This is a genomic window from Occallatibacter sp. (assembly GCF_035317045.1).
In the GTDB taxonomy this organism is placed as follows: domain Bacteria; phylum Acidobacteriota; class Terriglobia; order Terriglobales; family Acidobacteriaceae; genus Telmatobacter.
This window is the reverse complement of record NZ_DATHHT010000013.1, coordinates 62424-76548: the sequence shown is the minus strand read 5'-3', so window position 1 is coordinate 76548 and position 14125 is coordinate 62424. Positions and strand designations below refer to the sequence as shown.

The window sequence follows — 14125 nt, the reverse complement described above, 5'->3', positions numbered from 1 at the left end:
GAAAAGGAAGGGGAGGGAAAGCGCTACCCCCCTCCCCCATGCATAAGAATTTAGAAAGTAGTAACCGCGGTGCCGCCGTTCATCTCGTTCGCTTCGCCACCGTGGCACTGGCGGCAGAATTGCGCTGTCTGGTTGCTCGCGCCGGTGCCGCTCGCCGGATTGTAAGGAGCGCGAATGAAGAACATTGTTGCGTAGTTTCCGCTCGGCAGACCCGACTTCGGGCCAGTGGTTACCTTTACAACGTTCATCAAGTGCTGGTTATGGCAGGTCGTGCACATCACCACTGGCTGGTTTTTGTAAACGCCCGGGCTGACGAAGAATCCATAGTTCGTAAGGAACTTGCTGGAATTTGGTCCCGTCATCTGTACCGCACCCGTAGCGCTGATGGTGCAATCCCAGTCGTAGGTTCCGCCGCACGTCATAGTGGCATTCATGCCCACCGGGTGATCATTGAGGTAGTTCCCTGTGGTGGAGCCGTCATTGCCGAGCAGCGTCGGGATGGGAGCGGTTCCATAAGTCGCAGGAAGCTTCTCATAGACCTGGTTCTTCATCATGGCGCCCTGTGCATAGTTGCCATCGTGGCAACTAAGGCACATGAGAACGCCAGCGACATCAGGTGTTCCAGCGTTCAGGGCTGTCGGCAGAGTCTCGATGGCATTGCCGTGCTCGCTTTGACCCGTGGTGATGGTTTTACCGTACAGAGCACTTACATCCTCGCCCCAGAGAGCGATGCTTCCGGCGGTCGGATCGGCCAGTCCGGCTTTGCCGTTTCCGTAGGCGCCGCTGTGTGGTGCATGACAGGCCGCGCAGCCGCGGCCGTAGTTAAGGTGGGCACCAAGAACGTCAGTCGCTGGTGCCGCTCCTATCTGGGCGGCCGCAAAACCTGCGGTTGCCAATAACAAAAGAGCGATGAGAAGAATATTCTTCATTATGTGGAGCCTCCTAGTGCGCACTCCTACAACTTGTCTGAACCGTCACGTCTCTTGCTTTCAGTTCAGTCTGCTTTCAGAATGTGCACGCCTTGTGCCGTTGCCTCAGCAGGGGTAATGAATTCGCACATCGTTCGTAATCCGTTGTCGACAGGAGTGTTGTGCCCTTGCTTCAACGCACGGACAACAAGCTTGCGTCAAATTCACCACGATCCGATGGGCGTTCTCCCACACCGCATTGGTGAAATGCCCCAAGTCGTTCGTGACAGCCGTCACAAATTACTCAATCTAAACTGCGACAACAGTGATTCAACTCCGAACAATCGCCTCCACTCGCGAATAGTAGTGTGATTTGCGTCACGTCAACACGACTGACAACTTGCTCTACTACAGGGTGGCGCGCGTTCACGCACACTATGAACCGCACCGGCGCAATGGAGCCTCTTTACGGCGATCAACGTGCTTGCTGAATCGCTGCTACGCTGTTGCAGTGGTTCGAGGAGACAGCCTTCTCGAGTTCTGCTCACAACGGGAGTTCACGGTATGACCAACGAATCAACCACGGCCTTGCCAGCGGCGCCCACACTCGGTGCGGTGCAGGTGTATTTCATGGCGACACTCTGCCTGTGTGCCGGCCTGGGTGTCGGATACCTCCTCCGTTCGCAGCCGGCAACGACAGCGCAGCGAAACACAACTCATGCGGGGACTCCAAGTGCGAAGCCTGCGGGGCATCATCCCGGTCTCGAAGAGATGCGGCAAATGGCCGACAAGCAGGCTGCACCGTTGCTCGACAAACTTCAGAGCAATCCGAACGACAGTTCTCTTCTTGTGCAGGTTGCCGCGATTTATCACACGACACACCGATTCAAAGAAGCGGCCGATTACTACACTCGCGCCCTTGAATTCGACCCGAAGAACGTTGCCGTTCGCACAAAGCTGGCTTCAAGTCTCTATCGCAACGGAGATATCGATGGCGCGATGACGCAATTGAATCGCTCTCTCAAGGATCAGCCGACAGACGCGAATGCCCTCTTTGATCTGGGCATGATCAAGCTGCAAGGCAAGGGCGACGCCAAGGGCGCGCTGACAACGTGGCAGCGCCTGCTCAAAACAAATCCTCAGCTCAGCCCCGAGCGCAAAGCCATGGTGCTGAAACTGATGGCGGATGCGATGACTATGATGGGCGATCAACATGGAATCGAGAGAGCGCAAAACAGCAATGGACACGAATAAATCTCCTGCGAAGCAGTGGACCGGGCTGCGGGCCCTGACCCTGATGGCAGTTTGCCTGTTGGCTGGAATCTCTGGGGGATGGGCCATTCGCGGAACGCGGCGTCCCGCAAAAACTGAGACTGCGAAGGCTGCAGACATTCCAGCAGCAGCCGCAACCAGCGCAAACCCCGTGCCTCAGGCGCCGAGTCCGGACCAGTTGAAGACCATGGCCGACAACCAGGCTGCTTCGCTGATCGCGAAGCTGAATGCGGATCCGAAGAATCTCGATTTGCTCACCAGCATCGGCAACCTGTACTACGACGCACAGCAATATCCCGTCGCAGTGAATTACTACGGACGTGTGCTCGCGGTGAGACCGTCCGATGCGGCGGTGCGCACCGATATGGCGACGGCTTACTGGTATCTGGGCAATGCAGATAAGGCCATCGCGGAATTTAACACGGCGCTCAAGTCTGCACCGACTAATCCGAACACCCTGTTCAATCTCGGACTCGTCAAGTGGGAGGGCAAGCACGATAGTGCCGCCGCCATCGCCGATTGGAAGAAACTGCTGGCAACCAACCCCGAGTACGCGGCCAGAGACCAGGTTAAAAAGATGCTGTCCGATGTGGAAACGCAAGCGGCGAAACCCGGCGCGAAAGGCTGAGGCCTTTGCCAATGTGGCGGAAAATCACAACTCCCTATTCGCTACACAGGTGAGGAACCGGTCAGGTCCGCTCCGCCGGAGGAGGCGACTCCAGGCGCACACGCACGGCGGAAAGGAAGCCGCAGATCACTGTCTCATTGTGCCCTTGCGGGATGAGTTCAGAGAGCCTGGCATTACTGGCGAGACCGGCGTCAATTGCGGCGATCACGTCAGGCACCTGCAGTCTCAAATGATCCGCAAAGACCACCATCTTGAGAACGCGGTCGATTCCCTTCACCGGTTCTGGATCGAACTGAATCGGATAGATGAGCATGCGCAGGATTCCTGCGCTGTGCAAGTCAAATTCCATCGTCGCTGTCCTTGCGAAACCTCTGCGAATTATATCTGCATCTTATGCGAAGCTTGCGATTCCCTGCTCGATGGCTTTCATCTGGAACGGTTCCGAAATTGGTCGGACCGAAGCCACGGAGTCGGGTTGCCTTTTTGCCGGGAACAAGCCGCCTTCGTTGATCTTGAAAAGCTGGGATTCCGAGTCTCCTCTAGTAGACCGCAGGTTCGCCGGGAGGACGGGTCTTCCAGCGGCGATGAATCCAGAGCCACTGGTCGGGATAGCGGCGAATCCAGGACTCGAGCACGTCATTGCACTTCTGGGTCGCAGCAAGAACGTCGGCCTCCGTATCGCCAGTTTCGGAAAAATGCATCTGGGAGCCAAAGTGGAGAACGTACTTCTTTTCGGTAGGCTCCCACAGCATAAAGCCCGGCAGGACGGCTGCGCCGGTTTTGAGCGCGATGCGCGCGAGGCCCGAAGCGGTGCATGCAGAGATCCCGAAGAATTCTACGAATTCGCCTTGCGGCGGCGTCATGTTGGTGTCCATCAGGATGCCCACGGCGCCGCCCTCGTGCATCGCAGTAAGCAGGCCGCGCGCAAAGTCGTCCTTGGGGAGGACCCGGTTGCCGTGCAAGCAGCGGACGCCGTTGACGAATTCATCGAGACGGCGGTTGTCGAGGCGGCGAATGACCATGCCCATCGGGTGGCCCATCAGCGAGTGGTAAAGGCTTGAAAGCTCCCACGCACCCAGATGCCCGGTGAGCACCAGCACTCCTCGCCCCAGTGCTTCGGCCGCGAGATAGTGTTCAAGTCCGTCGGTTCGAATCCAGTGCTGCGTATTCTCACGCGTGTATCCAGGCATGCGGCAGAATTCGACGAGCTGCCAACCGAGGTAACGATAGACCGTGCGCAGGATTCTGCTCTGCTCACTCTTCGACAGATCGGGCAACGCGAGAGAGAGATTCCGTTCACCCACGCGTCGCAGGCGTCCCATGGAATGGAAGACAGCCCAGGCAAGGACGCCGGCAAGCAGGCGCGCCAGCCAGCGCGGCATTGCACCAAGCGCGCGCGCTACCGCGACTACCAGCCAATATTCGAGGGTCTGCTGCATCGTTTGAGGCAAACACAAGTTTAGGACATTCGGTTGGGCTTCTGCCGGATGGGACGATTTCGACGCAAACGCAAAAAATGAGGGCGGCCTTGCTCAGGCCGCCCCCGATTGTGCTATGTGCAGTGTTATCAGTTGTGCTTCGCTTGTGTGAAGTAGTGCGCCACTGCGCGAACAAACTCAACGGCGCCCGCCGGCACTCCCACGTTGCCCTTCAGCACGTTTTGAAAATCCTGCGGGGCGCCATAGAAGGTCTCGGTGTCGTCCTTGTTTTGTGAGACGCTCGTGCCATCGAGGCTGATGCCGGCGAACAGGCCCTTGTTGCGCGAGTAGCTCAGCAGCTCGGCATTCATCTTCCAGTCGGTAGCTGCCTGTCCGGCGCGGCCCACAGGACCCGCCGCGGCCGAGGCATCGGCACCGATCTTGAATTTGCTTTTAAGCAAGTCCTGAAAACCGCGGTTGTTCACCGCCACGAGGATCAGGTCAGTGGACTGGCCGCCAATCTGCAATCCCCATGAGCCGCCCGCCATGCGGATGAAGACCGGAGCGCTCCAGCCATGGCCGGTGCGGCAGGTGACCACGCCCTGTCCGTACTGGGCGCCGAATACGAACGCGCCCTTGATCATGCCGGGCACCACGCCCACGCAGGTTGCCTGCTCCAGGATGTTCAGCGGAATCGTCTTGTCCTGTGCCTGCATGATTTGATCGAGAACGGTTTTTGCAGCTTGGATGCGGTCTTCCAGGTCCGATTTCGACGACGCCGCGTTGGCTGCTCCTGTAGCCAAGAAGCAAAGACAGAGGGAAGCAATCAATTTCTTCATTCGGGGAGTCCTTTCAATTTGTCCGCACACGTGGATCGCGCGGCTCGTTGGGTGCTGACAACTAGGACAGCGCTGAGAGCCGGAAGTCGCGCACTCGACCGAAGGTTTCGCATAGAGGAACATCTGCGTGCAACAACATCCGGCTTCAGCCTACAGCATCGCCACGCTGAGTCGATCCACAGGGCGCAAGGAATTCGATGTCGCTGCATCAAGCGGATTACGCAGGGCTTTCAAGTCCCTACCGGGAGGAACATGGGGGATGAGAGCACTCACGGGAGAGATTCGCCGGCGGAAAGGTGCGCGCGCAACGGGATCAGGTGCAAAGAAAAAAGAGGAGTTCACAGGCCTCATGGTTTACATGGTGCCTGGGAACTCCTTTCCCCAGATCTGCGTTGTTTCTGGAATGATTATTAGTAATGTCCCGGAATGGCACAAGAGTACTAAGGTTTTACACTTTTAGTAACTCTTGCGTGGGTATTTTTCTAGTCACTAGCGACATCCCGGCGAGCCTTTAGGCGATGACAGCTTCAGCAATATGGATTTGCTGCGCCGCCGGTTTGTACGACCCGTGGAGTGCTCGCATGGAGAGCTCAATCCGGTTCTCAGCGCCGACCTTGCGCATGAGCTTGCCGACGTGCGCCTTGACCGTACGCTCTTCGATCCCGAGTTCTTGGGCAATTTCGCGGTTGGAGCGGGCAAGCAGAAGCAATTGGAGCACCTGTTCTTCGCGCGCGGTCAGATGCGGCCGCGGGCTCGTCACGCTCGCGTCGTCCCCGGAAAGGAGACGGTCGATGAGCTTGGAGAGCAGCTTGCGCGGAGCCCAGATGGAACCCGAAATCACAACGTCGAGTGCTTCACGAACAAGACGCGGCCCCGCGCCGGTGTCAAGATAGGCGCGGGCGCCAGCGATGATCGTATCCATCATGACCTGCTCGTTGCTATCTGGACCGATGACAACCATGCGGAGGTTGGGACGCTTGCGGCGAATGCCTTCCAGCACGCCAAGCTTTTTGGAGGAACTACTCCAGTCAATCAGCACGTATTCAATCGATTCATTATCCAGATGTTCTTCGAGCGTACCCACGACGGGGAGAAGTGGTGTCTCTCCCGGCTTGGCGTGATTTTCAAAGATGCTGGTGAGGCCTTCGAGCCGCATCGGTTCGTTAGCGACGACGCCGATTCGGATTGGTTCTAAGCTATAAATTGCGGACATCGAGCCTCTCTCCTTGCCTGGCATCAACGAGCGACGGGAACGGATTGGCTTTCGCCGGATCCCAGAGCAAATCGGCCTGCAAGGCCGGAAGTTCCTGAGACACATCCCCTGTCTTTTGTTGCACTTCGCCAGGCGGTTGTTACCGATGGCATCGTGGTACTGATTACCTTGAAATAACAGTATCCGGCAAAGTCACTCTCTCGTATAGGCCTTAGCGCACAGGAAAGCGGCTTGCCCTATCTCTAAAGTCACAAAGGACGACTTTTCCACCGGCCAAGGCGGCCGAATCCGCTCCAACTGTGAGACGGAACACGTACAGTTGATCCGGTGTTGCCCTGTCTTCCTCCTCACTCTATGTAAAAATCATCGGCCCTAGTGTTCCACAAATGAGGCAAAGGCTGTACCATCAGTCCGGTAGGGCGTGGTAAAGTCGAGAACAGTCGCGCTAGAGAGGTGACCGCTTTGATTAAACAAGACATCGTGCACCATGTGATCGAGCGCACAGGCCTGCCCCGAACCAAGGCCGAAGCGGCGGTCGATACCGTGTTTGAAGGCTTGAAAGAAGCCCTTGCTGCAGGAGAACGCATTGAGTTGCGCGGCTTTGGTGTGTTTAGCGTGCGCGCACGCAAGACCGGGATCGGACGCAATCCCCGCACTGGGACTGAAGTTAGCATCACGCCGGGAAAGGCCGTGCGCTTCAAACCCGGTAAAGAACTGCATACATTGGAAAAGGGAGCACCGACCCCGAGCGCTTGATCGTGCCACCGGTCGGAACCGCGAATGACCGGCAAGACGAGGAGACGGAAGAGCCAAAGCAAGCGCCCTCACGCTGATAGTGCTGCTGATCTTATCCTGCGCGACATTGTGTGCGCAGGTCTTCGACCGTCTTCGGACGCCAGCCCGTGGCGTGGACAACTTCAGTTGCTGTCTAGATGCGCTAGCACGCTGAAACGGCTTCAGCACGCGAGCTTGATCGCGGCAATTTTGCGGATCGCGGGCATATCGGCAGCACCTTGCACGATGAGACGCAGCCCATTTCCTTCAGGATAGTGCGGAGCAATTGCCACCAATTCTGCAACGGCTTTGGGCAGATGCGCCTCTTTCGTCGCTTGCAACGCCTTGTCGCTCACTACGAACGACACCATAAAGCAGCCTCTCCCGGGGCCGAGATAGGCGATGTTGCGGCTCTTCTGCTTGAGGCGCAGACTCCAGCCGTACTTCTTGACCACGATTCCCTTCCATTCTTGCTCTGTAACCCCTTCTTCATCGGCCATCCACTTGATGAATTCGTTCCATAGGTTAACGGTGGGACCGAGGGCATCGGCGATTTCCGCGTCTGAGGGACGGTTTTCCCTGCCTTTAAATGCATTGATGTATTCCATCGCGCACCTCAAGAAAGCAATGGAATCCTAGCGCAGCACGGGTCCAGCGGAATGTGACAAGGTTTGTCTCCACTGCCCAACGTCAAATTCACATCAGACGCCGGGGGTCGACGTCTACCACGATGTTGCGGCGTGGAATACCGGCCTCGTCTGCATGCGCCAGTGCACCCCGCAGCGCTGCATTCAGTGCCTTGCGCGAGGTCGCTTTCAGAATTAGATGGAAGCGATAGACATTCTTGATGCGAGCGATCGGCGCTGCACAGGGGCCGAGCACACGAATGCCTTCGGGCGCAGTTTTCTGAAACCACGTGCCGATCGCAGCGGACCATCCTGCAGCCTCTTCGAGTTTTTCTGATTGGATCAGTACATTGGCCAGCACGCCGAAGGGAGGATAGTGCATCCAGCGGCGATACTTCAGCTCGCGCTCGGCAAAGGACGCGTAATCGTGTGTGCTCGCCGCTACGATGGCGTAATGGTCGGGATAGTAAGTCTGCACCACAACGCGGCCCGGTAGCTCTCCGCGGCCAGCACGGCCCGAAACCTGCGTCATCAACTGAAAGACACGCTCGGCGGCGCGAAAGTCCGGCATGGAAAGCGCATGATCGCAACCGACAACGCCCACCAGCGTGACGCCGTGAATATCGTGGCCCTTGGCGATCATCTGCGTGCCGACCAGCAGGTTGATCTCACCCGAATGGAGACGCGCGAGCAGATGTTCCAGATCGTGCCGGCCGCGCACCGTGTCGCGATCCATGCGCCCAATGCGCGCGCCAGGAAAAATCTCGGTGAGACGCTCCTCACCCTGCTGCGAGCCCGCGCCAAGATAGTACAGATGCTCGCTCTCGCATTTCGGACACTTCGACGGCACCGTGCGCTTGAATCCGCAGTAATGGCACTCCAGCCGCTGGCCTGCGCGCGCCAGGCCGTCTGAAGGTTTGTGATGTGTGAGCGCTATGGCGCAGTTCTGGCATTCGAGCTTTTGCCCACATGCGCGACAGAGTACAGCAAACGAATAGCCGCGGCGATTCAGCAGAATGATGGCCTGCTCGCCGCGTTCGATCGCGAACTTCGTCTGCTCGACCAGCGAGCGCGAGAAGAGCTGCTCCTGCCCGGTCTCCTGAAACTCGCGCCGCATGTCGATCAGTTCCACTTCGGGCAGCGGGCGATTTTTGACGCGGTCGTTCATCGCGATGCGCGTGTACTTTCCCTGCACCGTGTTCTGCCAGCTTTCAAGCGACGGCGTCGCCGATCCGAGTACCACGACTGCACCGGCAAGCTTGGCGCGCATCACGGCGACATCGCGCGCGTTGTAGCGCGGTGTCTCCTCCTGCTTGTAGCTCTGATCGTGCTCCTCGTCGACGAGAATGAGGCCGAGGTTTGGTGCGGGAGCAAAGATGGCCGAGCGGGTACCGACGACGATGGGCGCATCGCCGCGGTGGATCCGACGCCACTGCTCGGTGCGCTCCTCGGGTGTCAGGGCAGAGTGGAGCAGCGCCACGCGCTCGCCGAAAGCCGCGTCGAGCAGACCAACCGTTTGTGGAGTAAGACCGATCTCGGGAACCAGCAAAATGGCCGATTGCCCGCGATCGAGCGCCCGCTGCATGGCCTTCAAATACACGGCCGTCTTTCCCGACCCCGTCACCCCATGGAGTAAAAAGGGATGGAATCCCCCAAGCTGCGAAACGATGGAGGCAACGGCATCGAGCTGCGATTCATTAAGCATGAGCGGGCCCGCTGGAGCCTCGATTCCACCCATCCGGAAAGCAGCCGGCCTTTCTTCAATGCGCACGAGTTCACGTCGAACTAGGGTCTGAAGCGTGGAGGACGGCAGCTCGCGGCGGCGCAGTGCTACCAGGGGAAGTTCACCGCCGTTGGCAGCCAGCTCGGCGAGGATGGCCTGCTGCAGTTTTGTGAGAGCAGGCAGGCGCGTGTCCGGTCTGAGGACGGCAAAGCGCTCGGTGCGTCGCGCGTCTCGCTCGCTGGCCGAAGTCTCGCGGACAATCCACTTCTTGCGAAGCATTCCGGCCAGCACAGGCAAACTGGCGGCGGTCGCGGTGCGCAGGGTTGAAACTTTGACAGATTCGCCGGTAGCGAGGCGCTCAAGAACCCGCCGTTCCAAGTTACCCTTGTCACTTCGCGCTTCCTTGCTCTTCCTTCGTGAAGGTCCGGAGTTGAGGACTCCTCCATCTCCGTCAAGAGTGCCGGCCAGCAGGTCTCGGCCAAGATCGGTGATGCGGTAATAGACCACCCGCCTCACTTCGGCCATCAGGGGCAACATGCCTCGCAGCACTTCGCCCAGGGGGGCAAGATAGTAGCCGGCGATCCACTCCGCCAGTGCGAGCAGGTGTTCGCTGAGCAATGGCTCGTCGTCGAGCACCGCTTCGAGGTACTTTGCCTCGAACTCCGTTGGTGCGGCCACGTCGGTCGCGGTTATCACGCCAATAAGCTTTTCATTGCGAAACGGCGCAATCACGCGGGCTCCGCGCGCCACTTGATCATCATCGCGCAAGGCATAAGTGAAAGTGCGATCGAGCGGCACCGGCAACGCGACTTCGCAGAAGGCTGGCATCGGGAGCAACCTCCAGTGTAGCGGTCACCCCGCCGCCGCCTCTGTGCGTAACGGGTCCCCTGGAATTCGCACCCGCGAGAGTGTTTTAGCCCTTAATCCCTGTTGCCTACTCCCTGTCTTTCAGTACAATTCCTCCTGATGACCGCACAACCTATCAAACCCTCCAAAACTGCTCCCAGCGCCTCGCCTAAAACCTCCAACCCCATCACCTTGTGCATCGATATCGGCGGCTCCGGACTCAAGGCAATGCTGGTAGACGCCAAGGGCCATCCCGTGTGCGACCGCCAGCGCGTGGTGACGCCCGCCATTCCCACGCCAAGAGCCGTGCTCAAGGGCTTGGACGCGCTGCACGCCTTGATACCCGCCAATTTCGATCGCATCTCGGTTGGATTCCCCGGCGTAGTCAAGAAAGGCGTCACCTACACAGCCGCGAATCTTCATCCCCTGTGGTACGGTTTTCCGCTGGAAAAGGAACTCGCAAAGCGCTGGAAGAAGCCGGTGCGGCTGGCGAATGATGCAGCCGTCCAGGGATATGGCGCCATCAAAGGCGACGGTGTGGAATTGGCGATCACGCTAGGCACGGGCCTTGGCTCTTCGCTGTTTACCGACGGACGCTTATGCCCCGGAGTGGAACTCGGCCATCACCCCTGGAAGAAAGATCGCGAGTACGAGGACTACCTGGGCAGGCGCGGTCTCGACAAGTACGGCAAGAAGCGCTGGAACAAGCTGCTGCAGGAGGCGATCGAGCAGACCGCCAAGCTCTTCAACTGGGACCACATGTATCTGGGCGGCGGCAACACCAAAAAGATCGACTTCAAGCCCGGCAAGAATATTGAAATCGTTTCAAACGAGGCAGGGCTTCTGGGCGGCGTCGCGTTGTGGCGGGAGTGGAACTAAAGCCATCGCGCGCCCTTCGTTCTGATTTCTGAGCAAACATCCATCTGCCGCAGAGCAACCGCAAGAAAAAGACCCACGGCTCGTCACCGTGGGTCTCTTGTCTTCTGGAGACCCTTGACGTCGCTATTCGTGGCGGATGTTCCACCGGATTCCGCCCGCGTAGGTCGGGTGGTAATACTCGCGCTGCACCACGTACTGCGGACTGCCGTTGAAGAACCCGAAAACCTCATTGTTCAGATTCAAACCGTACGCGTAAACCTGCATGCCTCCCGGCAGGTTGTAGCTTGCCTGCGTGTCAAACTGGTAATGCGCGTACAGGTAGTCGTCACCCGAAGGCCCCTTCACACCGACAGAGTCCGCGCCATCCTGCCACTGGTACTGGTAGATCATTGCGTCGTCGTAAGTCATGCCGATGCGCATCGAGAACCGCTTCGTATCGTACGTCGGGCTGATGTTCCAGGTATTAGGAGCATCGCGCAGCAGCGCAGGCTGATCGCTGCGTCCCGGCAAGTCGCGAGCTGCCGAAGACGTGTGGCTATAATTCGCCGAGATACCCAACCCGCCCATCACGCTTGGCAGGTAGGCCATGCGCTGCTCGAAGCCGATCTCGAATCCCTGCACGTAGGCGCTGCCTGCATTAATGGGCTCCGTTACCTGCACCCTGGTTCCAGCCGGAACATGAGGGAAGGTTGCCGTGGAAAAGAACTGCTCGTACGCGATTGGGTCCGTCAGGTCCTTGTAGAAGTACCCAACCTGTAACAGACCCGTATGGCTGAAAGTCCGCTCGTAGAGCAGGTCGTAGTCATTCGCCTGCTCTGCTTTCAGGTTGGGATTGCCTATGCTGATCGTGACTGGAGTCTGATCCAGGGTCGGCTGGCTGACTGCGGCAGAAAGGTCCTGAGGATCGGGCCGGGCCAGCCCGCGTCCGTATACCAGGCGCAGATCCGAATCCTTGTCGAGCGCAAATCGTAGCGAAGCGCTTGGCAGGATGTTGGTGTAGTCTCCGCCGGCTTTGTACGTGAGCGTGTTTGCGGTTTCATCGAAACTTGTCGTATCCACGTGCGTGGCTTCAATGCGCAGCCCCGCAACCAGGCGCACGCGACTTGCGAGTTCAATGGTGTTCATCACGTAGCCGGCAGGAATGCGCTCGATCAGGTCATAGTTGTTTGAATTCGGCATCGAATCTTCGTTGAACACGAGTTGGCTCTTGTTCGACTCCACCCAGCCCCGGAGCTTGCCCCAGTCCGTTACGGCGGGATATTTTCCGCCATACGTGCCGTCATAGTAGACCGGATCGCTGAACGTGCTGTTCCACTCGGGATGCGCTGCATTGGGCACGGGAACAGGATCACCGCTGTCGTCATTCGGCACCGTGTACCAGATGTTGTAGCTGTTATCGAACTTGTGCGCGTTGCGAATCTTCGCGCCGAACTCGATGGTGCCGTAGCGCGAACCCAGATGATATTGCCGCGCAAAAGAGCCCGAGGCCTCGAGGTTCAGCTGCGCGCTCAAGCCGTAGGTGGGGTAGTCGAATTCGACAAAACCATAGTTGTTCTTGTCGAATCCGTTGTCTGTCGGCGCTACTCCGCTGCCAACACACCCCGCCCACCCGGGCCGGTTTACGCTGACGCCTGGTACATTCACACATTGCGCATCGGGGTCGCCCATCCACTGATAGCTGGCTCCGCCGCTGCCGCCCAATGACCGCGAGCGTGCAACAGATGCGTTCCAGAGAATCGTGTTGGAACCGAAGAGGTGCCTGCCTTCAAGATTCAGGCTGCCGATGGCCATGTTAGGACGCCGCCAGTCCTGGCTGTACTGCGGAGCCGCCCCATCGTTCATCGTGAAGACCCACTTGTTGCCCCAGTTCCGGAAGTTGGAGTAGAGACCGCGCAGGGAGATGCTGGAACCCTCGCCAAGCTTGTAGTCGATGCTGCCCGTGCCTCCCCAGCGGCTGCGGTTGTAGATGTAGTCGCGAAAATCCAGGCTGTCGTAGTGAGGCGATGCGTCTCCCGCTGTCGGCACAGGTTCGATGTCGTTAATGCCGCGACCGTTGTAATCGTAGGTGCCCCCCAACAGCGCGCCGAGCTTCTTGCTGGCTAAGAAACGCTTTCCTAGTGTCCCGCCAAATTGATCGACCTCGCGGCCGCCGATGATGTGGGTGTATCCGCCCACTCCGTAGAGAACAATTGTGGGAGTGTCACTCGCGGTCTTGGTCACCAGGTTCACGGATCCGCCAATGCCGTCCGCATCAATGTTCGCCTGCAGAGTCTTGTTGATTTCGACGGAGTCCACGAGGTCAGAGGCAATGGTGTCGAGTTTGATCTGGCGCACGCCTGATTCCGGCGACGGAATCGACACTCCGTCCACCATCGTGTTGCTGAGGCGCGGTTCGGTTCCGCGGATTTGTACATACTTGCCTTCGCCCTCGTCTCGTTCGATCGAGACGGACGGCATGCGGCCCAGCGCGTCGGCAATGTTCGCATTCGGCAACGAAGTAATGACATCGGCCGGCAACACCTGCAGAATGTTTTCTGCGGCAAGGGTGCGGTTAATCGCCTCCGCCTCTCCTCGTGGCCGGTCTGCCGTCACTTCCACGTCATCGGACGCCGACGCAACCTGGAGCTTCGCGTCAAAGTGAATTGCCTGGCCCGGAGCGACCGTAAGGCTGCCTGTGAATGGAGCAAATCCGACGTAAGTGACCGTCACGCTATACGTGCCGGACGGAACATCCGCAACCGTGAATTCTCCCTGACCATTGGTCGTGATCGGCCTGAGTTGCGGCTTCATCTCGATCTTGGCGCCCTGTAGGACAGCGCCCGCTGGATCCTTGACCACACCTTCGATGACTCCCTTTCCAGACTGACTGAAGACTTGCGTCGCGGTGAAGAAGCAAATCAGAAGGACAACACTCAAATGAAGTTTGCGCATGGCACTCCTTACCCTCGAGACAGCACATTTGGGGGCCTGAACGCAGACTAGGTTGTCCATTCTTAAGC

12 protein-coding genes are annotated in these 14125 nt (G+C 58.4%); 4 read left to right on the top strand and 8 right to left on the bottom strand.

Annotated elements, in window-relative coordinates:
• Positions 1-50 precede the first annotated feature (50 nt).
• Positions 51-929: a hypothetical protein gene (locus VK574_RS06390; RefSeq protein ID WP_472798993.1), complete on the bottom strand. Its 879-nt coding sequence runs from the start codon at positions 927-929 to the stop codon at positions 51-53.
• A 543-nt stretch (positions 930-1472) separates the two neighbouring features.
• Between VK574_RS06390 and VK574_RS06385 the strand changes: the two genes are divergently transcribed.
• On the top strand, positions 1473-2162 hold the full coding sequence (locus tag VK574_RS06385) for a tetratricopeptide repeat protein (protein ID WP_472798992.1): 690 nt from the start codon (positions 1473-1475) through the stop codon (positions 2160-2162).
• Positions 2149-2808: a tetratricopeptide repeat protein gene (locus tag VK574_RS06380; protein WP_472798991.1), complete on the top strand. Its 660-nt coding sequence runs from the start codon at positions 2149-2151 to the stop codon at positions 2806-2808. The genes VK574_RS06385 and VK574_RS06380 overlap by 14 nt, the downstream gene beginning before the upstream one ends.
• Before the next feature lie 61 nt (positions 2809-2869).
• Here VK574_RS06380 and VK574_RS06375 read toward each other — a convergent pair whose 3' ends face one another.
• The 4 genes from VK574_RS06375 to VK574_RS06360 form a co-directional block, all read right to left on the bottom strand.
• Positions 2870-3157 carry a hypothetical protein gene (locus VK574_RS06375; protein WP_472798990.1) on the bottom strand — a complete coding sequence of 96 codons (288 nt, stop codon included), beginning with the start codon at positions 3155-3157 and terminating at the stop codon, positions 2870-2872.
• A gap of 190 nt (positions 3158-3347) precedes the next feature.
• Positions 3348-4247, bottom strand: a complete 900-nt coding sequence (locus VK574_RS06370; RefSeq protein ID WP_472798989.1) for a lysophospholipid acyltransferase family protein — start codon at positions 4245-4247, stop codon at positions 3348-3350.
• Between the two features lie 128 nt (positions 4248-4375).
• Entirely contained in the window at positions 4376-5065 is a 690-nt protein-coding gene (locus tag VK574_RS06365; RefSeq protein ID WP_472798988.1) for a lipid-binding SYLF domain-containing protein, read from the bottom strand.
• A gap of 511 nt (positions 5066-5576) precedes the next feature.
• Complete coding sequence (locus VK574_RS06360) at positions 5577-6278, bottom strand: response regulator transcription factor (RefSeq protein WP_472798987.1); 702 nt, start codon at positions 6276-6278, stop codon at positions 5577-5579.
• 462 nt (positions 6279-6740) lie between these two features.
• On the opposite strand from VK574_RS06360, the gene VK574_RS06355 reads away from it, so the two are divergent.
• Positions 6741-7034 carry an HU family DNA-binding protein gene (locus VK574_RS06355; RefSeq protein ID WP_472798986.1) on the top strand — a complete coding sequence of 98 codons (294 nt, stop codon included), beginning with the start codon at positions 6741-6743 and terminating at the stop codon, positions 7032-7034.
• 200 nt (positions 7035-7234) lie between these two features.
• On the opposite strand, the gene VK574_RS06350 is transcribed toward VK574_RS06355, so the two are convergent.
• Both VK574_RS06350 and priA read right to left on the bottom strand, forming a co-directional pair.
• Complete coding sequence (locus tag VK574_RS06350; RefSeq protein WP_472798985.1) at positions 7235-7660, bottom strand: DUF3788 family protein; 426 nt, start codon at positions 7658-7660, stop codon at positions 7235-7237.
• Positions 7661-7748: 88 nt separating this feature from the next.
• Positions 7749-10229, bottom strand: coding sequence for a replication restart helicase PriA (priA, locus tag VK574_RS06345; protein WP_472798984.1), 2481 nt, complete (start codon positions 10227-10229; stop codon positions 7749-7751).
• A gap of 138 nt (positions 10230-10367) precedes the next feature.
• On the opposite strand from priA, the gene VK574_RS06340 reads away from it, so the two are divergent.
• Positions 10368-11126 carry an ROK family protein gene (locus VK574_RS06340; RefSeq protein ID WP_472798983.1) on the top strand — a complete coding sequence of 253 codons (759 nt, stop codon included), beginning with the start codon at positions 10368-10370 and terminating at the stop codon, positions 11124-11126.
• 123 nt (positions 11127-11249) lie between these two features.
• Here the strand turns inward: VK574_RS06340 and VK574_RS06335 are convergent, their stop codons facing one another.
• Positions 11250-14057, bottom strand: coding sequence for a TonB-dependent receptor (locus VK574_RS06335; RefSeq protein WP_472798982.1), 2808 nt, complete (start codon positions 14055-14057; stop codon positions 11250-11252).
• Between the last annotated feature and the right edge of the window lie 68 nt (positions 14058-14125).

Excerpts from the sequence above, each read along its gene's own strand:
- VK574_RS06390 (WP_472798993.1), bottom strand. The coding sequence starts at position 929 with ATGAAGAATATTCTTCTCATCGCTCTTTTGTTATTGGCAACCGCAGGT.
- VK574_RS06385 (WP_472798992.1), top strand. The coding sequence starts at position 1,473 with ATGACCAACGAATCAACCACGGCCTTGCCAGCGGCGCCCACACTCGGT.
- VK574_RS06380 (WP_472798991.1), top strand. The coding sequence starts at position 2,149 with ATGGACACGAATAAATCTCCTGCGAAGCAGTGGACCGGGCTGCGGGCC.
- VK574_RS06375 (WP_472798990.1), bottom strand. The coding sequence starts at position 3,157 with ATGGAATTTGACTTGCACAGCGCAGGAATCCTGCGCATGCTCATCTAT.
- VK574_RS06370 (WP_472798989.1), bottom strand. The coding sequence starts at position 4,247 with ATGCAGCAGACCCTCGAATATTGGCTGGTAGTCGCGGTAGCGCGCGCG.
- VK574_RS06365 (WP_472798988.1), bottom strand. The coding sequence starts at position 5,065 with ATGAAGAAATTGATTGCTTCCCTCTGTCTTTGCTTCTTGGCTACAGGA.
- VK574_RS06360 (WP_472798987.1), bottom strand. The coding sequence starts at position 6,278 with ATGTCCGCAATTTATAGCTTAGAACCAATCCGAATCGGCGTCGTCGCT.
- VK574_RS06350 (WP_472798985.1), bottom strand. The coding sequence starts at position 7,660 with ATGGAATACATCAATGCATTTAAAGGCAGGGAAAACCGTCCCTCAGAC.
- priA (WP_472798984.1), bottom strand. The coding sequence starts at position 10,229 with ATGCCAGCCTTCTGCGAAGTCGCGTTGCCGGTGCCGCTCGATCGCACT.
- VK574_RS06340 (WP_472798983.1), top strand. The coding sequence starts at position 10,368 with ATGACCGCACAACCTATCAAACCCTCCAAAACTGCTCCCAGCGCCTCG.
- VK574_RS06335 (WP_472798982.1), bottom strand. The coding sequence starts at position 14,057 with ATGCGCAAACTTCATTTGAGTGTTGTCCTTCTGATTTGCTTCTTCACC.